This window comes from Janthinobacterium goodfellowi (genome assembly GCF_051380695.1).
Lineage (GTDB): Bacteria > Pseudomonadota > Gammaproteobacteria > Burkholderiales > Burkholderiaceae_D > Janthinobacterium.
On the sequence record NZ_JBNYXN010000010.1, the window covers coordinates 15,694 to 36,535 of the forward strand.

Annotated in this window: 15 protein-coding genes; 12 read left to right on the forward strand and 3 right to left on the reverse strand. The window is 66.2% G+C overall.

Features of this window, described 5'->3' with window-relative positions; all coding sequences use genetic code 11:
* Positions 1-358: 358 nt before the first annotated feature.
* The 12 genes from ACQ4WQ_RS27185 to ACQ4WQ_RS27240 all read left to right on the forward strand — a co-directional run bounded on the left by ACQ4WQ_RS27185 (position 359) and on the right by ACQ4WQ_RS27240 (position 16,257).
* On the forward strand, positions 359-544 hold the full coding sequence (locus tag ACQ4WQ_RS27185) for a hypothetical protein (RefSeq protein ID WP_326459208.1): 186 nt from the start codon (positions 359-361) through the stop codon (positions 542-544).
* Positions 541-1,326 (forward strand): enoyl-ACP reductase FabI, encoded by a 786-nt coding sequence (gene fabI / locus ACQ4WQ_RS27190; RefSeq protein WP_436501323.1) that lies wholly within the window; start codon positions 541-543, stop codon positions 1,324-1,326. Before ACQ4WQ_RS27185 ends, fabI begins: the two co-directional genes overlap by 4 nt.
* A gap of 10 nt (positions 1,327-1,336) precedes the next feature.
* A complete protein-coding gene (locus tag ACQ4WQ_RS27195; protein WP_436501325.1) occupies positions 1,337-2,773 on the forward strand; it encodes an efflux transporter outer membrane subunit in 1,437 nt (478 codons plus the stop codon).
* An 18-nt stretch (positions 2,774-2,791) separates the two neighbouring features.
* Positions 2,792-3,865 (forward strand): HlyD family secretion protein, encoded by a 1,074-nt coding sequence (locus ACQ4WQ_RS27200; RefSeq protein ID WP_436501327.1) that lies wholly within the window; start codon positions 2,792-2,794, stop codon positions 3,863-3,865.
* A 2-nt stretch (positions 3,866-3,867) separates the two neighbouring features.
* Positions 3,868-6,612, forward strand: coding sequence for a ribosome-associated ATPase/putative transporter RbbA (rbbA, locus tag ACQ4WQ_RS27205; RefSeq protein WP_436501329.1), 2,745 nt, complete (start codon positions 3,868-3,870; stop codon positions 6,610-6,612).
* Position 6,613: 1 nt separating this feature from the next.
* The gene (locus ACQ4WQ_RS27210) at positions 6,614-7,738 is read left to right on the forward strand and encodes an ABC transporter permease (RefSeq protein WP_219132708.1); all 1,125 of its coding nucleotides are present in this window, start codon (positions 6,614-6,616) and stop codon (positions 7,736-7,738) included.
* Between the two features lie 102 nt (positions 7,739-7,840).
* A complete protein-coding gene (locus ACQ4WQ_RS27215) occupies positions 7,841-10,051 on the forward strand; it encodes a DUF3141 domain-containing protein (protein ID WP_436501504.1) in 2,211 nt (736 codons plus the stop codon).
* Between the two features lie 9 nt (positions 10,052-10,060).
* Positions 10,061-11,476, forward strand: a complete 1,416-nt coding sequence (locus ACQ4WQ_RS27220) for a bifunctional enoyl-CoA hydratase/phosphate acetyltransferase (protein WP_436501331.1) — start codon at positions 10,061-10,063, stop codon at positions 11,474-11,476.
* Positions 11,473-12,705 carry an acetate/propionate family kinase gene (locus tag ACQ4WQ_RS27225; protein ID WP_436501333.1) on the forward strand — a complete coding sequence of 411 codons (1,233 nt, stop codon included), beginning with the start codon at positions 11,473-11,475 and terminating at the stop codon, positions 12,703-12,705. Before ACQ4WQ_RS27220 ends, ACQ4WQ_RS27225 begins: the two co-directional genes overlap by 4 nt.
* A gap of 200 nt (positions 12,706-12,905) precedes the next feature.
* Entirely contained in the window at positions 12,906-13,382 is a 477-nt protein-coding gene (locus ACQ4WQ_RS27230; RefSeq protein ID WP_070224288.1) for a hypothetical protein, read from the forward strand.
* Positions 13,383-13,546: 164 nt separating this feature from the next.
* Positions 13,547-15,883 carry a DUF8189 domain-containing protein gene (locus tag ACQ4WQ_RS27235; RefSeq protein WP_436501336.1) on the forward strand — a complete coding sequence of 779 codons (2,337 nt, stop codon included), beginning with the start codon at positions 13,547-13,549 and terminating at the stop codon, positions 15,881-15,883.
* A 26-nt stretch (positions 15,884-15,909) separates the two neighbouring features.
* Positions 15,910-16,257, forward strand: a complete 348-nt coding sequence (locus tag ACQ4WQ_RS27240) for a hypothetical protein (protein ID WP_436501338.1) — start codon at positions 15,910-15,912, stop codon at positions 16,255-16,257.
* Here the strand turns inward: ACQ4WQ_RS27240 and ACQ4WQ_RS27245 are convergent.
* The 3 genes from ACQ4WQ_RS27245 to ACQ4WQ_RS27255 all read right to left on the reverse strand — a co-directional run bounded on the left by ACQ4WQ_RS27245 (position 16,254) and on the right by ACQ4WQ_RS27255 (position 20,840).
* The gene (locus tag ACQ4WQ_RS27245; RefSeq protein WP_035822224.1) at positions 16,254-16,442 is read right to left on the reverse strand and encodes a helix-turn-helix domain-containing protein; all 189 of its coding nucleotides are present in this window, start codon (positions 16,440-16,442) and stop codon (positions 16,254-16,256) included. The genes ACQ4WQ_RS27240 and ACQ4WQ_RS27245 overlap by 4 nt on opposite strands.
* A 189-nt stretch (positions 16,443-16,631) precedes the next feature.
* Positions 16,632-18,986, reverse strand: coding sequence for a DNA topoisomerase IV subunit A (gene parC / locus ACQ4WQ_RS27250; protein ID WP_436501340.1), 2,355 nt, complete (start codon positions 18,984-18,986; stop codon positions 16,632-16,634).
* Positions 18,987-19,034: 48 nt separating this feature from the next.
* On the reverse strand, positions 19,035-20,840 hold the full coding sequence (locus ACQ4WQ_RS27255; protein WP_436501342.1) for a hypothetical protein: 1,806 nt from the start codon (positions 20,838-20,840) through the stop codon (positions 19,035-19,037).
* Between the last annotated feature and the right edge of the window lie 2 nt (positions 20,841-20,842).

The following is a 20,842-nucleotide window of genomic DNA, read 5'->3' on the forward strand; positions in this document are numbered from 1 at the left end:
CGTTCCCCCGCCTTGCGCCGCGCGCCAAGGCGCCACGCCGCTTGTTTTTCAGGCAATCCCCCTCCCTTTTGCACGGCCGCCTTTCCGTGCGCCAGCCCCGCGATATTGTCAAATAAGCACCACGATTCGATTGCTTGTCAATTAGTTCATTTAAATAATATTGATGTAGAATTTGATGTATATCAATGTTGCATCGCCGCAATCGCACTTATAGTTGACCTAGCTCAAAACGATAAGCATGCGGACCGGACTCATCGCGAATCACGTATCTAAATGCTGTAGAGTAATTTTCGCCCTGTACCAGTTCCCCGAGAATGCACTGGTGCCGGCCTCGAATTTCAGTGACGGAAGCCGATTCATGAAGATGCACACCCTCGCGCCTGACGCGTGCAATACCCTCCATCCCCACACACCGATTGCCTTGCCGTATGCGCGCGCCGGCGGCGTGACCTTGGCCATGAGCGCGGCCGCCATGCGCGCCGGCGCGGTGCGCTGCGTGCATGCGGCCACGCCGTGGCCCGCCTTGCGTCCGGTCCAGGCATGACGGCCGACTTGCGCCCGCACTTGCCATTGCAGGGCAAGCGTGGGCTGGTGGTCGGCATCGCCAACGCGCAAAGCATCGCCTGGGGCTGCGCCAGCGCGCTGCGCGCGGCCGGTGCCGAACTGGCCGTGACCTGGCTTAATGACAAGGCCAGAGCGCACGTGGAGCCGCTGGCGCAGCAAGTGCAGGCGGCCATCATGGCGCCGCTCGACGTGGCTGTACCGGGTCAATTGGAGGCGCTGTTCGCGCAGATCGAACGACAGTGGGGCTCCATCGATTTCGTCGTGCATTCCATCGCGTATGCGCCGAAACACGATTTGCATGGCCGCGTGACGGACAGTTCGGCCGACGGTTTTGCCCAGGCGATGGATATCTCCTGTCATTCCTTCATGCGCATGGCGAAGCTGGCCGAACCCCTGATGCGGGACGGCGGCAGCTTGATGACCATGAGTTATCTGGGCGCCGAGGAAGTCATCGCCGACTACGGCTTGATGGGCCCCGTGAAGGCGGCGCTGGAAGCGTCGGTGCGCTATCTGGCCGCCGAACTGGGGCCGCAAGGCATCCGCGTCAACGCCATCTCGCCGGGCCCCCTGGAGACGCGTGCCGCTTCCGGCATCGCCCATTTCGACCGCCTGATGGCCGACGCCATCGAGCGCTCACCCATGCGCCGCCTGGCCACCATCGAGGACGTGGGCGCGCTGTGCGCCTTCCTCGCCGGCGACGGCGCGCGCGCCATCACGGGCGGCACCCTGTATGTCGATGGCGGCTACAACATTCTGAATTGACTGGAAGACGATGACCATGGCTGTTTCTACTTTGTCCAACCGCGCCAGGATGGTCGCGCTGGCTGCCACGCTGGCGCTGGCCGGCTGCGCCTCGATGGCGCCGCCGTACGCACCGCCGCCGCTGCCCGTGGCGGCCCAGTATCCGGAAACCGATCCCGCCGGTGCGCAGGCTACCGACATCGCCTGGCAAGCCTACTTCGCCGACGCGCGCCTGCAGGCACTGATTGCGCAGGCGCTGGCGAATAACCGCGATATCCGCATCGCCGCGCTGCGCGTGGAAGAGGCGCGCGCCGCGTATGGCATCCAGCGCGCCGAGCAATTCCCCACCATCGCGCTGGGCGCCTCCGGCAGCCGCGCGCGCGTGCCCGGTGACCTGAGCGTGACGGGCCGCCCCATGACGAGCGCGCAGTACCAGGCGGGCTTGAACGTGAGCGCCTGGGAACTCGATTTCTGGGGCAGGGTGCGCAGCCTGAAGGACAGCGCGCTGCAAACCCTGCTGGCCAGCGACGAGGCGCGCCGCGCCGTCGGCGTGGCCCTGGTGGCGCAGGTGGCCAATGGCTACCTGGGCTTGCGCGAACTCGACGAGCGGGTGGAACTGGCGCGCGCCACGGTCGACAGCCGCGCCGAATCGCTGCGCATCTTCACGCGCCGCTTCGAGGTGGGGTCGATTTCCAAGCTGGACCTGACGCAGGTGGAAACCCTGCTCAGTCAGGCCCTGTCGCTGTCGGCGCAGCTGGAGCAGGCGCGCGCCGTACAGGCGCATGCGCTGGCCCAGCTGGTGGGCGGCCCCGTCGACCTGACGCCAGACACGCGCCGCTTCGACGACGCCAGCGTGCTGCAGCCGCTGCATGCGGGCCTGCCTTCGGCCCTGCTCACGCAGCGTCCCGACCTGATCGCCGCCGAGCACCAGCTGCGCGCCGCGCAAGCCAATATCGGCGCCGCGCGCGCCGCCTTCTTCCCCACCATTTCGCTGACGGCGGCTTATGGCACGGCCAGCGCGGAGTTGAGCGGCTTGTTCGACTCGGGCAGCGGGGCCTGGAATTTCGCGCCGCGCCTGGTGCTGCCGATCTTTGACGCGGGCCGCATCCGCGCCAATATGGACCTGGCCGAGGTGCGCCGCGACGTGGCCGTGGCCAATTATGAAAAGAGCGTGCAGGGCGCCTTCCGCGAAGTGGCCGACGCGCTGTCGAACCGGCGCTGGCTGGCGCTGCAGGTCGATATCGGCAAGACCACCTTGGCCGCGCAGAGCGAACGCGCGCGCCTGGCCAAGCTGCGCTACGACAATGGCGCCGCGCCCTACCTGGAAGTGCTCGATGCGCAGCGCGACCTGCTGACGGTCGAGCAGCAACTGGTGCAGACGCGCCGCGCGCTGCTCTCCAGCCAGGTCAGCCTGTATGCGGCCCTGGGCGGCGGCGCACCAGCGCCCGCCGCCGCTTCCACCCACTAATTTGATCGCCCCGATACCATGACTCCACAACTGAAGAAAAAACTCATCCCCGCCGCGCTCGTCGTGGCCGTTCTCGTGCTGGGCTACGTGGCCTGGCAAAAAATGCGCCCCACGGGCCCTGGCGAAGGTTTTGTCAGCGGCAATGGCCGCATCGAGGCGACGGAAGTCGACGTCGCCACCAAGCTGGCCGGCCGGGTCAAGGAGATCCTCGTGCGCGAGGGCGATTTCGTCAAGGCGGGCCAGCCGCTGGCCACCATGCAGGTGGACTCGCTGACGGCCCAGCGCGACGAGGCGCGCGCGCGCCAGCAGCAGGCGTCCGATGCCGTGGTCGGCGCGCAGGCGCAGGTGGCCGTGCGCGAAAGCGACAAGGCGGCCGCGCTGGCCATGGTGGCGCAGCGCGAAAGCGAACTTGATGCGGCCAGGCGCCGCCTGGCCCGTTCCGAAACCCTGTCGAAGGAAGGCGCTTCCTCGGTGCAGGAACTCGACGATGACCGCGCCCGCGTGCGCAGCGTGGCCGCCGCCCTGAATGCGGCCAAGGCGCAGGTGACGGCGGCGCAGGCGGCCATCGATGCGGCAAAAGCGCAGGTGGTCGGTTCGCGTTCCGCCGTCGTCGCCGCCGAGGCGACCACGGCGCGCATCGATTCCGACCTGGCCGATGGCCAGCTGACGGCGCCGCGCGACGGCCGCGTGCAATACCTGGTGGCGCAGCAGGGCGAAGTGCTGGCCGGCGGCGGCAAGGTGCTCAACCTGGTCGACCTGTCGGACGTCTACATGACTTTCTTCCTGCCCGAGACGGCGGCAGGCAAGGTGGCGATGGGCGGCGAGGTGCGCCTCATCCTCGACGCGGCGCCCAATTACGTGATTCCCGCGACGATTTCGTTTGTCGCCGCCAGCGCGCAGTTCACGCCGAAGACGGTGGAAACGGCCAGCGAGCGCCAGAAGCTGATGTTCCGCGTGAAGGCGCAGATCAGCCGCGAGCTGCTGCAAAAGCACCTGGCCCTGGTCAAAGTGGGTTTGCCGGGTGTGGCCTGGGTACGCCTCGATGCGAAGCAGCCATGGCCCGCTGAACTGACGGCGAAGGTTCCGCAGTGACCATGGACGTGACTTCCTTTGTCGTCAGCATCAAGGGCGTCAGCCAGCATTACGGCAAGACGGTGGCGCTCGACGGCATCGACCTCGACGTGCCGGCCGGCCGCATGGTGGGGCTGATCGGCCCCGATGGCGTGGGCAAATCGAGCCTGCTGTCGCTGGTGGCCGGCGCGCGCGCCGTGCAGCAGGGCAGCGTGATGGCGCTGGGCGGCGACATGCGCGACGCGCGCCACCGCGACGACGTCTGCCCGCGCATCGCCTACATGCCGCAAGGCCTGGGCAAGAATCTGTATCCGACCCTGTCGGTCGAGGAAAATCTGCAGTTTTTCGCGCGCCTGTTCGGCCATGACGCGGCCGAGCGCCGCCGCCGCATCGACCAGCTGACCCGCAGCACGGGCTTGCAGCCCTTCCTCGCGCGCCCGGCGGGCAAGCTGTCGGGCGGCATGAAGCAGAAGCTGGGCCTGTGCTGCGCGCTGATCCACGACCCCGACCTGCTCATTCTCGATGAGCCGACCACCGGCGTCGATCCGCTGGCGCGCGCCCAGTTCTGGGATCTGATCGCCGGCATCCGCGTGCAGCGTCCGCAAATGAGCGTGATGGTGGCCACCGCCTACATGGACGAGGCGCAGCGCTTCGATTGGCTCGTGGCCATGGATGACGGCAAGGTGCGGGGTACGGGTACGCCGGCCGAACTGCTGGCGCGCACGGACAGCGGCAACCTGGAAGCGGCCTTCATCAAGCTGCTGCCAGAAGCCAAGCGCGCCGGCCACCAGCCCGTCGTCATCACGCCGCTGGACCCTGCCAGCGCGCAGGACGTCGCCATCGAGGCCAAAGACCTGACCATGCGCTTCGGCGACTTCACGGCCGTCGATCATGTGAATTTCCGCATCGGCCGCGGCGAGATCTTCGGCTTTCTCGGCTCGAACGGCTGCGGCAAGTCGACCACCATGAAGATGCTCACGGGCTTGCTGCCGGCGACCGAGGGCAAGGCCTGGCTGTTCGGCAAGGAAGTCGATTCCAACGACATCGACACGCGCCGCAGGGTTGGCTACATGTCGCAGGCGTTTTCCCTGTACAGCGAACTGACGGTGCGCCAGAATCTGGTGCTGCACGCGCGCCTGTTTCACGTGCCGGAGGGCGAGATCCCGGCGAGGATCGACGAAATGGCACAGCGCTTCGACTTGCGCGCCGTGATGGACGACTTGCCCGACAGCCTGCCGCTGGGCATACGCCAGCGGCTGTCGCTGGCCGTGGCCATGGTGCACAAGCCGGAAATGCTGATCCTCGACGAGCCGACGTCCGGCGTCGACCCCATCGCGCGCGACGATTTCTGGCGCCTGATGATCGAACTGGCGCGGCGCGACCGCGTCACCATCTTCATTTCCACCCACTTCATGAACGAGGCCGAGCGCTGCGACCGCATCTCGCTGATGCACGCGGGTAAAGTGCTGGTCAGCGATGCGCCGGCCGAACTGGTGCGCAAGAAGGGCGCGCCATCGCTGGAAGCGGCCTTCATCGCCTACCTGGAAGAGGCGGGCGGCGGCACGGCGCCGGCGGCGCAGGAAAGCGAAGCGCCCGTGCAGCAGGCGGAAGCGCCCTCACAGCGGCAGGAACATCGCCGCAGCCGTTTCAGCCTGGGCCGCATGCTCAGCTACATGTGGCGCGAGGCGCTGGAATTGCGTCGCGACCCCGTGCGCCTGACCCTGGCGCTGGGCGGCTCCGTGCTGCTGCTGTTCGTCATCGGCTTCGGCATCAGCCTGGACGTCGAAGACTTGAGCTATGCGGTGCTCGACCACGACCAGACGACCCTGAGCCAGAATTACACGAACAACCTGGCCGGTTCGCGCTACTTCGTCGAGCGCCCGCCGCTGCGCGACTATGCCGATATCGACAAGCGCATGCGCAGCGGCGAACTGTCGCTGGCCATCGAGATCCCGCCCGGTTTTGCGCGCGACGTGCAGCGCGGCGCGCCGGCGCAGGTGGGCGCGTGGATCGACGGCGCCATGCCGATGCGCGCCGAAACCGTGCAGGGCTACGTGCAGGGCATGCATCAGCTGTGGCTGGCCGACCAGGCCCTGCACCGCTACGGCATCACGATGAGCAACCCCGTCGCCATCCAGACGCGCTACCGCTACAACCCGGACGTGAAAAGCCTGCCCGCCATGGTACCGGCCGTGATACCGCTGCTGCTGCTGATGCTGCCGGCCATGCTGGCGGCGCTGTCCGTGGTGCGCGAAAAGGAACTCGGTTCCATCATCAACCTGTACGTGACGCCCGTCACGCGCCTGGAATTCTTGCTCGGCAAGCAGGTGCCCTACGTCGTGCTGGCCATGTTCAACTTCGTCCTCATGGCCCTGCTGGCCGTCACCGCCTTCGGCGTGCCGATCAAGGGCAGTCTGCCGACCCTGATCGGCGCCACCTTCATCTTCAATATCTGCGCCACGGGCATCGGCCTGTTCGCCTCGACGTTTACGCGCAGCCAGATCGCGGCCCTGTTCGTGACCATGATCGGCACCATGATCCCGGCCATCCAGTTTTCCGGCCTGCTCAATCCCGTCTCGTCGATGGAAGGCGTGGGCAAGGCCATCGGCCTGATGTACCCGGCCACGCATATGCTCAATATCAGCCGCGGCGTATTCAACAAGGCGCTGGGCTTTGGCGACCTGCACGCCTCGTTCTGGCCCCTGCTCGTCGCCATTCCCGTGATCCTCGGCGTGACGGTGGCGCTGCTGAAGAAACAGGAGAGCTGATATGCGCCACCTTGAAAACATCTACCGCCTGGGCGTGAAGGAAATCTGGAGCCTGATCCGCGATCCGATGATGCTGATCCTGATCCTCTACACGTTCACTCTGGCCATCTACGTGGCCGCCACGGCCAAGCCGGAAACCCTGCACATGGCCTCGATCGCCATCGTCGACGAGGATGGCTCGCCGCTGTCCGGGCGCATCGCCTCGGCCTTCTTCCCGCCCCAGTTCACGCCACCGGCCATGATCAACCAGAGCCAGGTCGATGCGGGCCTCGATGCGGGCCGGTATACCTTCGTGCTGACGATCCCGCCCAAGCTGCAGGCCGACGTGCTGGGCGGGCGCCAGGCGGAGCTGCAGCTGAACGTCGACGCCACGCGCATGAGCCAGGCCTTCAGCGGCAGCGGCTACATCCAGCAGATCGTCGCCGGTGAAATCTCCGAATTTGCCAAACGCTACCGGGGCGCGACCGTCTCGCCCGTGGAACTGGTGATGCGCGCGCGCTTCAATCCCTCGCTGAGCCAGGCGTGGTTTGGCTCGCTGATGGAGCTCATCAACCAGGTGACGATGCTGTCGATCATCCTGACCGGCGCGGCCCTGATCCGCGAACGCGAACACGGCACCATCGAGCATTTGCTGGTGATGCCCGTGACGCCGGCCGAGATCATGCTGGGCAAGGTCTGGTCGATGGGCCTGGTGGTGCTGCTGGCCGCCGCCCTGTCGCTGAACCTGGTGGTGCGCGGCATGCTGCACGTACCGATCGAAGGCTCGATCGCGCTGTTCCTGTGCGGCGCGGCCCTGCACCTGTTCGCCACCACCTCGATGGGGATTTTCCTCGCCACCGTGGCGCGCAGCATGCCGCAGTTCGGCATGCTGCTGATCCTCGTGCTGCTGCCGCTGCAGATGCTCTCGGGCGGCAGTACGCCGCGCGAAAGCATGCCCGAGCTGGTGCAGAATATCATGCTGATCGCCCCGACCACGCATTTCGTCGAATTGAGCCAGGCGATCCTGTACCGGGGCGCCGGCATCGACGTGGTGTGGAAACCGTTCCTGGCCTTGCTGGCCATCGGCACGGCCCTGTTTACCTTCGCGCTGGCGCGCTTTCGCAAGACCATCAGCCAGATGGCGTAGCCCCCCGCGCCGGAATGGTCCGGCGTTTTTTGCATGAAAAGGATAGCCATGAAGACCGAAGCTGCACCATTTTTCTCCACCGGCGGCGTGCCGTCCCTGGGCATGCTGGGCGACTATGCGCGCGACTCGTGGCAGCGCATCGTGCTGTACGCGGACGTGATGCGCCGGCGCGGCAACCAGTACCAGGAGCACCTGGCCGAGGAAGTGCCGAACGTGCTGGACTTCCCCGCCGAACTGGTGATGTCCGGCCTGGAGCTGGCGCGCCCCGTCAACTATGGCCTGGCGCGTATTCTGACGCCCGATGCGCCCGAGCCTGATCCATCGAAGCGTCCGTTTGTTGTCGTCGATCCGCGCGCCGGACACGGTCCCGGCATCGGCGGCTTCAAGGCGGAAAGCGAGATCGGCGTGGCCCTGCGCGCCGGCCATCCGTGCTACTTCATCGGCTTCCTGCCCGATCCCGTGCCGGGACAGACGGTGGAAGACGTGATGCACGCGGAGGCGGCCTTCCTGGAAAAAGTCATCGCCCTGCATCCGCTCAGCGAAGGCAAGCCCGTCGTCATCGGCAATTGCCAGGCGGGCTGGCAAATCCTCATGACGGCGGCCATGCGCCCGGAGCTGTTCGGGCCCATCATCGTGGCCGGCGCGCCCGTGTCCTACTGGGCCGGCTGGCATGGCCGCAACCCCATGCGCTACGCGGGCGGCCTGATGGGCGGCAGCTGGGCCACGGCGCTGGCAGGCGACCTGGGCAACGGTCGTTTCGATGGCGCCAGCCTGGTGCAGAATTTCGAGAAGCTCAACCCGGCCAACACCCTGTGGAGCAAGCAGTACAACTTGTATGCGAACATCGACACGGAAGCGCCGCGCTACCTGGAATTTGAAAAATACTGGGGCGGCCACGTCTTCCTCAACGACGTCGAGATGCAGTACATCGTCGACAATCTGTTCATCGGCAACCGCCTGGCCACGGCGGAATTGATCACCTCCGACGGCGTGCGCCTGGACTTGCGCAATATCCGTTCGCCCATCGTCGTGTTCTGCTCGAATGGCGACAACATCACGCCGCCGCCGCAGGCGCTGGGCTGGATCACGGACCTGTACCGCGACGACAAGGACGTGCTGATGCACGACCAGACCATCGTCTACGCCGTGCACGACAGCATCGGCCACCTGGGCATCTTCGTCTCGGCCAAGGTGGGGCACAAGGAACACCAGAAATTCGCCAGCAATATCGACCTGATCAACCTGCTGCCGGCCGGGATCTACGAAGCGAGAATCGTCGACAAGACGCCCGACACGCCGAACGCGGACCTGGCCAGCGGCGACTATGTGCTGCAGGTCGAGCACCGCGGCATCGAGGACGTGCGCGCCATCGTGCAGCCGAGCGTGGAAAACGACCGCAAGTTCGCCGCCGCCGCGCGCGTTTCCGAGGTCAACCTGGCCCTGTACCGCACGTTCGCGCAGCCGTGGGTACGCGCCATGGTCACGCCGCAGACCGCGCGCTTCCTGCAGCTTGCGCATCCGCTGCGCGTGTCGTACGAGCGCTGGACCGACCACAATCCGCTGGCCAGGCTGGTGGCCAAGGAGGCGGAAAAAGTGCGCGCCCACCGCCAGCCGGTATCGCCCGACAATCCGCTGCTGGCCATGCAGGAAGCCGTCTCCGGCGCCATCACGGCCGGCTTGAACGGCTGGCGCGACTGGCGCGACACGCTGCAGGAAACCACCTTCGACCTGGTGTACGGCTCGCCCCTGGTGCAGGCGCTGACGGGACAAGCCATCGGCGATGCCGCGCCGCCGCGCCCCCATCCCGGCATCTCGCCCGAGCATTGCGAATACGTGCGCTGCGAAACGCGCAAGATGGACGAGGACATGCAGCGCGGCGGCCTGGTGGAAGCGGCCGTGCGCGCGCTGTTCTACATCTACCGCTTCCGCATGATCGCCGACGAGCGCAGGGTCAACCTGGCCCTCAAATTGATCAAGCCGCAATACCGGCAGGAGGTCGGCATGGAGGAGTTCCGCGGCATCGTGCGCCAGCAGGCGCGCCTGATGCTGCATGATTTCGATGCCGCCATCGCCGCCTTGCCGGTCTTGCTGTCGCGCGCCGAGCCGGACGACATCGGCGCGCTGGCCGAGTGGCTGCAGCAGGTGCTGCAAGTGCCCGAGGCGCCGACGCCGGACGAGGAAGCGAGCCTGCAGCAGATGCTGGACGTCTTCGACCGCGCGATCAAGGCGCAGGCGAAGGCGCTGCCGCCGGACGCGCGTGCATCCCATGCCGGAACCAAAGCCAAACCGGCCAAACACATTACCTCTGCCTAGAAGACCACGATGACTACTACACAAGACGATGATCTGCATATCGTGCGTAACCGCACCTTCGACCAGATCGCCATCGGCGACACCGCCAGCATCACGCGCACCCTGAGCATGGACGATATCGCCCTGTTCGCGGTGATGTCGGGCGACGACAATCCGCAGCACCTGGACGCCGAATTTGCCGCTTCCAGCCGCTACCAGGGCGTGATCGCGCACGGCATGTGGGGCGCTTCCCTGATATCCGCCGTGCTGGGCACGCGCCTGCCCGGTGCCGGCACCGTCTACACGGGCCAGACCCTGCGCTTTTTGCAGCCCGTGCGCGTGGGCGATACCTTGGCCATCAGCGTCACCGTCACGGCCCTCGAGCCGCGCAGCCGCCACGTGACCCTGGCTTGCCGCTGTGTCAACCAGCATGGCGCAGTGGTGCTCGACGGCGAGGCGCAGGTGATTGCGCCGGCCGAGCAGATCGAGCGGGCGCGCGCCACCTTGCCGGAAGTACGCCTGCATAACGGCGACGGCACGCGGCGCCTGCTCGAGCATGCACGCACGCTGGGGCCGATCCGGGTCGCCGTGATCCATCCCTGCGATGAATTGAGCCTGTCGGGCGCGCTCGACGCCTATGCGGCCGGCCTGATCACGCCCGTGCTGGTGGCGCCGCGCGCGCGCCTGGAAGCGGTGGCGGCCGAAGCGGGCCTGAGCCTGGCCGGCATCGCCATCGAGGACGTCGAGCATAGCCATGCGGCGGCCGCGCGCGGCGCCGAACTGGCGGGCAAGGGCGAAGTGGAGGCGCTGATGAAGGGCAGCCTGCACACGGACGAATTGATGTCGGCCGTGCTGTCGGCCAGCGCCGGCCTGCGCACCAAGCGCCGCATCAGCCACTGCTTCCTGATGCAGACGCCCGCGTATCCGCGCCCCTTCATCATCACGGACGCGGCCATCAATATCGCGCCCAACCTGGCCATGAAGGCCGACATCGTACGCAACGCCATCGACCTGGCGCACGTGATCGGCGTGGCCTGCCCGCGCGTGGCCATCCTGGCCGCCGTGGAAACGGTAAACGCGGACATGCCGGCGACTTTGGACGCTGCCGCCCTGTGCAAGATGGCCGACCGCGGACAGATCACGGGGGCGATCCTCGACGGCCCGCTGGCTTTTGATAACGCCGTGTCGATCGCCGCCGCCACCGTCAAGGGCATCGTCTCGGAAGTGGCGGGGCGCGCCGACATCCTGCTGGTGCCGGACCTGGAAAGCGGCAACATGCTGGCCAAGCAGCTCGAATACATGGGCGACGCGGACAGCGCCGGCATCGTGCTGGGCGCGAAAATCCCCGTCATTCTCACCAGCCGCGCCGATTCGCGCGCCAGCCGCATCGCCTCGTGCGCCATCGCCGTGATGCTGGCCAACCATTACCGGAGCACGCCGCCATGAACGCGCCAATCACCCACGCCGACGGTACCCTGATCCTCGTGCTCAATTGCGGCTCGTCGAGCATCAAGTTCGCCCTGTTCGAGCAGGCGGACGGCGTGTTGCCGCAGCAGGCGCAATGGAGCGGCAAGGTCGAAGGCATCGGCCGCGAAAACGCCACCTACCGCGCCGGCGGCCTGCCGGCGGTGGCCTTGCAGCTCGATGCGGAGCAGCCGCATCACGCGGCGCTCGAATACATCCGCGCGCAAGTGGTGGCGCAGCTGGCCGGACGTTCCTTGCGCGCCGTGGCGCACCGCGTGGTGCATGGCGGCAGCAAGTATTTCGCCCCCGTGCGCATCGATTTTGCCGTGCTGGCGGACCTGAAAAGCTATGTGCCGCTGGCGCCCCTGCACCAGCCGTTCGCGCTCGAGGCGATCGAGGTGTTGCTCACGTCGCGGCCCGACATCGCCCAGGTGGCGTGCTTCGACACGGCCTTCCACCACACGGTGCCGCAGGTCGAACAGATGCTGGCCCTGCCGTACGATGCGTGGGAGCGGGGCTTGCGCCGCTATGGTTTCCACGGCCTGTCCTACGAATACCAGTCGCTGGTGCTGGAGCAGCGTTTTGGCGCTGTCGCGCGCGGCAAGGTCATCGTGGCCCACCTGGGCAGCGGCGCCAGCCTGTGCGCCATGGAGAATTTGCACAGCGTGGCCACCACCATGGGATTTTCCGCGCTCGACGGCCTGATGATGGGCACGCGCTGCGGTTCGCTCGATCCGGGCGCCGTGATCTACCTGATGGAAATCGAAAAGCTGTCGCTGGAAAAAGTGGCGCATGTGCTGTACCACGAGTCGGGCTTGCTGGGCGTGTCGGGCGTGTCGGCCGACCCGCCGGTCTTGCTGGCGCAGCAGGACCGGCAGGATGCGACGGGCGAACGCATTCGCGCCGCGCTGGCCTTATATATCCGCCGCATCGTGCGCGAGATCGGCGCCCTGACGGCCGTGCTGGGCGGGCTGGACATGCTGGTGTTTACGGCCGGTATCGGCGAGCACAGCGCCGAACTGCGCCAGCGCATCTGCGCCGAGCTCGGTTTCCTCGGCCCCGTGCTCGATGCGCAGGCCAATGCGCGCAACGCCAGCCGTATTTCCACCGATGCCAGCCGTATCGTGGTGGGCGTGGAGCCGGCCAATGAAGAGTGGGTGGCGGCGCGCCACGCGGCCCTGGCCGTGGGCGCATGGGGATCTGAAGCGTAGGGCTGCGCTCGATGGGAAATTTGCCGATTTGCACATATTTCTCGTTGAGTGCGCTACCGCACTGTGTGGTTTGCCAGTTATCTTTACTATGAAGTCATGCCATTGCGCTACATCAAGAAACAGCGCGATGCCTGGCAAATTTTGAACATTTTGCCCGCCTTTAGTAAGAATAAAATTAAACCATATTGAAAGGTCTCATCATGAACAAATTACTCGCCGCCCTGATCGCCACCCTGTTTGCTACCGCCGCCTTCGCTCAAACCGCGCCGGCCACGGAAGCTGTCGTGAAAGCCCAGGCTTCCGCGCAAAAAGACGTCAACAAGGCTGCCGCTTCGGAAGCCAAGGTCGATGCCAAGGCTGACGCCAATGTCGCCAAGGCCGAAATGAAGGCTGACGAAAAGAAAGCTGACGCCCATCACAAGGCGAACAAGACCAAAGCCAAGGCCCATGACAAAGTCGTCAACGCCGATGCGGAAGACAAGCTGAAAGCGGAAGCCAAGGCAGACAAAACCGATGCCAAGGCCGATGCGAAAGCCACCAAGGCTGCCGTAAAAGCGAACGCCAAGGTCGCCAAGGAAAAAGTGGAAGCGAATGCCGACAAAGCCCTCGCCGCCACCAAGACCGAAGAAGCCAAGGCCAAAGCCGACGCTGAAGTCAAGGCCGCCGCCGCCAAGTAATTCCCCGTTTGCGGGCCACGGCCCGCAAGCCAAAAAGACAGCTTCGGCTGTCTTTTTTTTCGTCTGCCACTTTTTTCGGGCACCGCTTGCCAGTCTTGATCTGGCACAAATGCTCCTCTTTTCGCCGTGCCATAGTGAATTGGCCAACAGACGAAGGAGACATCATGAGCACCGCTAAAACGAAAAAATCACCGGCCACCGGTTCGGCGGAAGGCGCGCCGGCGATGCAGTCCATGCAGTCCATGCCGGTCGAGGGCGACGTGCATGCCGGCATTGATGCGGCGGGTGCCGACGCCATGCCGGGGCCGCGCCTGGGCATGTCGTACGCAGACCAGGCCGCCACCCATGCCGCAGCTGCCAGCGCGGGGAGCATGCCGGGCGGCGGCATGCAGCAGGCATCGCAGGGCATGGCCGGCGCCAGTTGCATGCACGTGGGCGATGGCGGCGGCATGGGGGGCGACCGCGACCGCGACGGCGATGGCGGGGGCGGTGGAGGCGGCATGGGCGGCGACGGCGGCGGCCAGGGCGGCGGTACGCCGCAGGTGCGCACCTGCGCCACGATGGACGTGCATCGCCGCCTGCTGACGGAAGATCCATCGTATGCGAGCGTGCGCGCCGATATTGAAAACCTGGCCGGTCTCTACGAGGGTGACGGCAGCATTGCCGCACGTTCCGGCGTGACGCAGATACCGGTGGTCGTGCACGTGGTGTGGAATACGGCCGCGCAGAATATTTCGGATGCGCAGATCGCCAGCCAGATCGACGTGCTGAACCGTGATTTCCGGCGCGTCAATCCCGATGTCAACAGCACGCCGGCGCCGTTCCTGCCGCTGACGGCCGATGCGCGCGTGGAGTTCGCTCTGGCCACGATCGATCCGAACGGCGCGGCCACCAGCGGCATCGAGCGGCGCCAGACGACCGTGGCCTCATTTGGCGCCGACGATGCCGTCAAATCGCAGGCGACGGGCGGCATGAATGCCTGGCCGGCCGACACCTACCTCAATATCTGGGTCTGCCAGCTGGGCGGCGGCTTGCTCGGCTACGCGCAGTTTCCCGGCGGCCCGGCCGCCACCGACGGCGTGGTGATCCTGCAATCGGCCTTCGGCACGACGGGCACGGCCGCGCCGCCCTTCCACCTGGGGCGCACGGCCACGCACGAAATCGGCCACTGGCTGAACCTGAACCATATCTGGGGCGACGACGGCACCGGCTGCTCGGGCACGGACAACGTGGCCGACACGCCGAACCAGGGCGGACCGAACACGGGCCAGCCTTCGTTCCCGCACATTTCCTGCAGCAACGGGCCGAATGGCGACATGTTCATGAACTACATGGATTACGTCGACGATCCCGCCATGTTCATGTTCACGGCGGGCCAGGTGGCGCGCATGCAGGCCTGCCTCGATGGTCCGCGCGCCAGCATCGGCACGGGGACGGGCGGCACGGGCGCCACGCCGCGCCAGAGTTCTTCCCCCGTCGTGGCCTGGGGCGCGAACCGCCTCGACGTCTTCGTACTGGGCACGGACCGCGCGCTGTACCACAAGGCCTGGAACGGCACGGCCTGGGCGCCGTCCGTCACCGGCTATGAAGGGCAGGGCGGCATCTGTACCAGTGCCCCGCAGGTGGTGTCGTGGGCGCCGAACCGGCTCGACGTGTTCGTCACGGGCACCGACAGCGGCTTGTTCCACAAGTGGTGGAACGGCACGGCCTGGGTTCCGTCCCTGAGCGGTTATGAAGCGATGGGCGGGCTGTGCGTGGGCGACCCGCGCGCCGTGGCGTGGGGGCCGAACCGCCTCGACGTGTTTGTCGTCGGCACGGACCGCGGCCTGTATCACAAGTGGTGGAACGGGGCCGCCTGGGGGCCGTCGCTGACCGGGTACGAAGCCATGGGCGGCATCTGTCTGGGCCAGCCGGAAGCCGTGGCGTGGGGGCCGAACCGCCTCGACGTCTTCGTCATCGGCACGGACCGGGCCCTGTACCACAAGTGGTGGAACGGCACGGCCTGGGGACCGTCGCTGACGGGCTACGAGCGCCTGGGCGGCATTTGCACCTCGTCGCCGAAGGCGGTGGCGTGGGGGCCGAACCGGCTCGACGTCTTTGTTACGGGCACCGATGGCGCCCTGTACCACAAGTGGTGGGACGGCGCGAAATGGGGGCCGTCCAACGACGGCTTCGAACGGCTGGGCGGCATCTGCGTGGGCGAGGTGGAAGCCGTGTCGTGGGCGCCCAACCGGCTCGACCTGTTCGTCATCGGCACCGATAGCGCCCTGTACCACAAGGCGTGGAACGGCAGCGCCTGGACGCCGTCGCTGACGGGCTTTGAAAGCCTGGGCGGCGTGTGCACCTCGCGTCCGCGCGCCACGGCCTGGGCGCCGAACCGCCTCGACGTGTTTGTCACGGGCACGAATGGCGCCCTGTTCCACAAGGCCTGGAACGGCACGGCCTGGTCGCCTTCCGTGAGCGGCTATGAAAGCCTGGGCGGCGTGGTATCGTGTTTCTGACATCAATGCGTTAAACAGGAGGCGGCATGCACGGCATGACAACGGCACTGCCCAGCGGCAGCTGGACGCATTCCTTCGAGGAGGATGCCGACGGTATCGAGGTGTACCGGCCCACGGCCTCCTTCGCCTTTCCTCCCAGCCGCAAGGGGCGCAAGGTGCTGGAGTTTGGCGCGCCCGCCGGCGCCATGGCGCAAGGGGAGGCGACATTGACGTCGATGGCGCCCGGCCCCGACGACCGTCCCCGCGCCGGCCCCGTTACCCGGCTGGTGCCCCTGGGCATGGGCCGCTATGCGCTCAGTGATGCTGGCGGGGGGCAGGACGTGATCGACATCGTCGAAGCGACGCCCGACGTGTTGCGCCTGGCGCGGCGTTAAGGCTGACCGCGCAGCTTGTGCGCGAGCGCCGTGCGGTTGCCCACGCCCAGCTTCTGGTAAATCGCATGCAGCTGGTTGCGCACGGTGGCCGGCGACTTGCCCAGTTCCCTGGCGATGCTTTTATACGGCAAGCCTTCGGCCGCCATGGCCGCCACCAGCCGTTCTGCCGGCGTCAGGCGCTGCATGGCGGCCTGCCTGAAACGTTGTGTGTCATCCCTGCTCTCCTGTCCGTGGGCGGCATGCCGGTGGCATGCCTGCAGGGATAACGGGAACGCGGGGAGTATTTATAAGATTATTTTTGCCTGCTGCGCCTACGCGGCGATGGGCGAAAAAAAAGACAGGCGAACCTGTCTTTTCGTGTGGCGCGATGGCGCTCAGCCGATGGCTGCCATCGATACCGGTTTCAGCTTGGCCGCTAGCGCCTTGCCCTTCTTGGCGCGCTTGCCGAAATGCTCAGCCAGGGCTGTGGCGCCCAGCGACGCATCCTGCGGTTTCGAGGCCCGGCCGATGCCCGAGACCACCACGCCGCGCTGCGTGATCGGCTGCACGGCCAGCAGCTTGTCCTTGGCATCGAGGTCGATCAGCTTGACGCCCGTGCCGCCCTTGGACAGGGTTTTCATTTCATCGAGGCCGAACACCAGCAGGCGCGCGCCTTCCGTTAAACAGGCCAGGGCGCTGGCCGCCTCGGGGATGACTTTCGGCGCCAAAGGCACGTCGCCATCGTCCAGGGTGATGAAGGCCTTGCCGCCTTTCAAGCGGCTCGTCATGTCGCCCGCCTTGGCGATGAAGCCGTAACCGGCGCTCGACGCCAGCAGCAAATTGGTGGCGCCATTGCCCGCAAAGTAGTGCAGGATGCGCACGGCGTTGCCCGGCGTGCCGCCGCTCAGGTCGCACAAGGTCGTGATCGGCACGCCGTCGCCGCGCGCGTTGGGCAGCGCCGCGACGGGCACCGAGTAAATCTTGCCGTTGTTGCCAAAGCCCAGCAGGGTGTCGACCGTGCGGCACTCGAAGGCGCCATGCAGGCTGTCGCCCGCCTTGAACGTGAACTGCGCCGCATCGTGGCCGATGCCGGTACGCGCGCGCACCCAGCCTTTTTCCGAAATGATGACGGTGACCGGCTCATCGACCACCTTCTGTTCGGCCACGGCTTTCTGCGCTTCCTCGATCAGGGTGCGGCGCGCGTCGCCGAACTGCTTGGCGTCCGCTTCGATCTCGCGGATGATGGCGCGCTTCATCGAGCCCGGGTTGTCGAGCAGATCCTGCAGCGATTTTTCTTCCTTGCGCAGTTCGGCCAGTTCCTGCTGGATCTTGATCGTTTCCAGGCGCGCCAGCTGGCGCAAGCGGATTTCCAGGATGTCATCGGCCTGGCGCTCGGACAGCTTGAACGCCTCGATCAGGGCCGCCTTCGGTTCATCGGAATTGCGGATGATCTGGATCACCTTGTCGATATTGAGCAGGATCGCTTCGCGCCCTTCCAGGATATGGATGCGGTCCTTGACCTTGCCCAGCTTGTAGCCGGTGCGGCGCGTGACGGTCTCGAAACGGAAGTCGATCCACTCGCGCAGGATGTCGCCCAGGCCTTTCTGGCGCGGACGGCCATCGCCGCCTATCATCACCAGGTTGATCGAGGTCGACGATTCCAGCGACGTATGCGCCAGCAGCATCAGCATGAATTCCGTCTGGTCCTGGTTCTTCGACTTCGGCTCGAACACGAGGCGCACGGGCGCGGCGCGGCCCGATTCGTCGCGGATGGTGTCGAGCGAATTGAGGATCAGCGCCTTCAGGGCCACCTGGTCCGGTGACAGCGCCTTCTTGCCCAGCTTGATCTTCGGATTCGTCAGCTCCTCGATTTCTTCCAGCACCTTTTGCGACGAGGTGCCCGGCGGCAGTTCCGTCACGACGGCTTGCCACTGGCCGCGCGCCAGTTCCTCGATCTTCCAGCGCGCGCGCACCTTCATGCTGCCACGGCCGCTCGCGTACATGTCGGCGATCTGCGATGGCGGCGTGATGATCTGGCCGCCGCCGGGGAAGTCGGGGCCGGGAATGATGGCCATCAGCTCGGCGTGCGTCATCTTCGGATCGCGGATCATGGCGACGGCCGCTTTCGCCACTTCGGCCAGGTTGTGCGACGGGATTTCCGTCGCCAGGCCCACGGCGATGCCGGAGGCGCCATTGAGCAGCACCATCGGCAGACGGGCCGGCAGCAGCTTCGGTTCTTCCGTCGAACCGTCGTAGTTGGGCTGGAAATCCACCGTGCCCATGCCGATTTCATCCATCAGCAGCTTGGCGATCGGCGTCAGACGCGCTTCCGTGTAACGCATGGCCGCCGCGCCGTCGCCATCGCGCGAGCCGAAGTTGCCCTGGCCATCGATCAGCGGGTAGCGCAAGGAGAAATCCTGCGCCATGCGCACCAGCGCGTCGTACACGGACTGGTCGCCGTGCGGATGCAATTTACCCAGCACGTCGCCGACCACGGCCGCCGATTTGCGCGGCTTGGCCGTGGCATTCAAGCCCAGCTCATTCATCGCATACAGGATGCGGCGCTGCACGGGTTTCTGGCCGTCGCACACGTCGGGCAGGGCGCGGCCCTTGACGACGGAGATGGCGTAATCGAGATAGGCGCGCTCGGCAAAGGTGGACAGGGTCAGCGCTTCGCCGTCGAATACCGGTTCATCCGGCTCGATCGGCTCAGGCTGGGCATCGTCAAATAAATTGGTTTGTGTGGACATGGCGCTTGTTTCGGTGTTAAGTGGTTGCGGTTGAATTCGTGGGGCTGATTATGACAGCCGGGATTTGGAAAAGGACTTGCCGTACGTCAGATACATATAGCGCAAGGTCAGATACAGCACGGCCAGGGCCAGCTCGACGCTGTTGTGCATCATCGGCATGGCGCGGATGGCCGGGGCGTGGCCGGCTAGCACGAAGCTGGCGAGGGACGGCACCAGCACCACCGGCCAGATCGTCTTCCATTTGAAATCGGTGGGGGAAAACAGCAGGCCGGCGCACGACCAGGCATACAGCGCGGCGCCGATGAGGGCGGCCGGCAGCTGTTGCAAATACAGTTGCAACAGCAAGCCCGCACAGCCGATCAGCCATGCCGCGCGCAGGCGGGGCAAGAGCGCCTCCGGCCAGCCGCAATCGCCATACAGGCCGGTGGCGCTGCGCAGGGCCAGCGCCGCCAGACAAAACATCATCGGCATGGCGTCGCCGATGGCCAGCGCAGACTGGCCCTTGCCGCTCATGAACATGGCGGCGAACAGCGACATGCCCAGGACCAGGAGCAGCAGCATGCCATGCAGCAGCTGGCGGTTCATCGCATACGCGAGCAGGGCCGACGCGCACAAGCCGCCCGCGGTGACGAGGCGCATAGTGTCGCTGCGTTCGGGCAGGAACAGCATCAGCGCCAGTACGAGGTAGGGCACGATCCAGCCCAGTTGCCGCAAGCCGGGCCGCTGCCACAGCACGGGCAGGCGGTCCTGCAGCGCTTCCTGCAGCGAGTCGAGTCGCGCGAACAGGGGCGCCGGCCAGCGCAAGGCATGCATGGCCAGCAGAGTAAAGGCCAGCGCCTGGAAACCGAGCAGGCTGGCATAGGCGGCCGTGTCGCCGAGCTTGAAGCCGGCCGCATCGAGCACGCCCGCAAGCATGAAGTGCAGCACGAAGCCCAGGCCGCCCGACGCGAGCGTCGTCTGCTTGAAGTAGCGTTTGCCATGGACGGCGTGTTCCCACTGCTCGAACAGGTCCGTATCGAGCTTGTAGGCCAGCATCTCGCCGTGCTGCCAGCGTATCGCGTGCAGCAGCTCGCGCAGCTGCTGCGTGAATTTTTCATCGAACAGCTGGCGCGCGTAGGCGCTTGGCGGCTGCTGCGACATGATGCAGTCCAGGCCGGGGTAGCTGTCGCGGTTGTCGCTGAAATGGGCGAACGAGCGGTCGGCCCGGTAGCGCTGCACGGCGGCGCGCACCAGGTCCGCATGGCTGCGCGCCAGGTAGGAAAAGTCGTGCTCCCAGCCCAGCTGCTCGAACAGGGCCTGGCGCAGCGCCAGGTCATAGCCGGCGCTGGCGCAATAGCGCAGCGCGCACAGGTCGAATTCCTCGCGCACATCGAGGTTCAGCATGGCGTCGTCCTGCAGCATGCGGGCCAGCGCGTCGCCCGCATCCGCATGCCGCATCCATGCCAGGCAGCCTTGCCACAGATTGGCCGCTTCCTGCGCCGGATCGATGGCGACCACGCCCCATAGTTCCGGCGGCGGTGCCTGGTCCTGGGCGATGACGCCCCACAGTTCCGCGTGCGCTTGCTGCGCGGGTTCGTCGATGACGCCCCACAGGTCGTCCGGCTCCATGGGCGGCGCTTCTGGCGCTTCCTCCACTGCCGCTTCGGCCGCTTGCGTTTCCGGCAGATCACCAGCACACAGGTGCGCATGGCGCAGCGCGTATTCATACGCGTTGCGCAGCTCCTGGAAGGCGGCAGGATCGTCTTCGGGACGCGTCACCTTCAGGCGCTTCGCATACGCGCGCTTGAGGGCACGCTCGTCGCCGGTCGGCTCCGTGCCCAGGATCTCCCACAGGCTGCGCTGGCCGTTGTGCATGC

Coding starts and splice junctions, on each gene's coding strand:
- ACQ4WQ_RS27230 (WP_070224288.1), top strand. CDS start 12,906: ATGAACAAATTACTCGCCGCCCTGATCGCCACCCTGTTTGCTACCGCC.
- ACQ4WQ_RS27240 (WP_436501338.1), top strand. CDS start 15,910: ATGCACGGCATGACAACGGCACTGCCCAGCGGCAGCTGGACGCATTCC.
- parC (WP_436501340.1), bottom strand. CDS start 18,986: ATGTCCACACAAACCAATTTATTTGACGATGCCCAGCCTGAGCCGATC.
- ACQ4WQ_RS27200 (WP_436501327.1), top strand. CDS start 2,792: ATGACTCCACAACTGAAGAAAAAACTCATCCCCGCCGCGCTCGTCGTG.
- ACQ4WQ_RS27245 (WP_035822224.1), bottom strand. CDS start 16,442: ATGCAGCGCCTGACGCCGGCAGAACGGCTGGTGGCGGCCATGGCGGCC.
- rbbA (WP_436501329.1), top strand. CDS start 3,868: ATGGACGTGACTTCCTTTGTCGTCAGCATCAAGGGCGTCAGCCAGCAT.
- fabI (WP_436501323.1), top strand. CDS start 541: ATGACGGCCGACTTGCGCCCGCACTTGCCATTGCAGGGCAAGCGTGGG.
- ACQ4WQ_RS27220 (WP_436501331.1), top strand. CDS start 10,061: ATGACTACTACACAAGACGATGATCTGCATATCGTGCGTAACCGCACC.
- ACQ4WQ_RS27255 (WP_436501342.1), bottom strand. CDS start 20,840: ATGCACAACGGCCAGCGCAGCCTGTGGGAGATCCTGGGCACGGAGCCG.
- ACQ4WQ_RS27225 (WP_436501333.1), top strand. CDS start 11,473: ATGAACGCGCCAATCACCCACGCCGACGGTACCCTGATCCTCGTGCTC.
- ACQ4WQ_RS27210 (WP_219132708.1), top strand. CDS start 6,614: ATGCGCCACCTTGAAAACATCTACCGCCTGGGCGTGAAGGAAATCTGG.
- ACQ4WQ_RS27195 (WP_436501325.1), top strand. CDS start 1,337: ATGACCATGGCTGTTTCTACTTTGTCCAACCGCGCCAGGATGGTCGCG.
- ACQ4WQ_RS27185 (WP_326459208.1), top strand. CDS start 359: ATGAAGATGCACACCCTCGCGCCTGACGCGTGCAATACCCTCCATCCC.
- ACQ4WQ_RS27215 (WP_436501504.1), top strand. CDS start 7,841: ATGCTGGGCGACTATGCGCGCGACTCGTGGCAGCGCATCGTGCTGTAC.
- ACQ4WQ_RS27235 (WP_436501336.1), top strand. CDS start 13,547: ATGAGCACCGCTAAAACGAAAAAATCACCGGCCACCGGTTCGGCGGAA.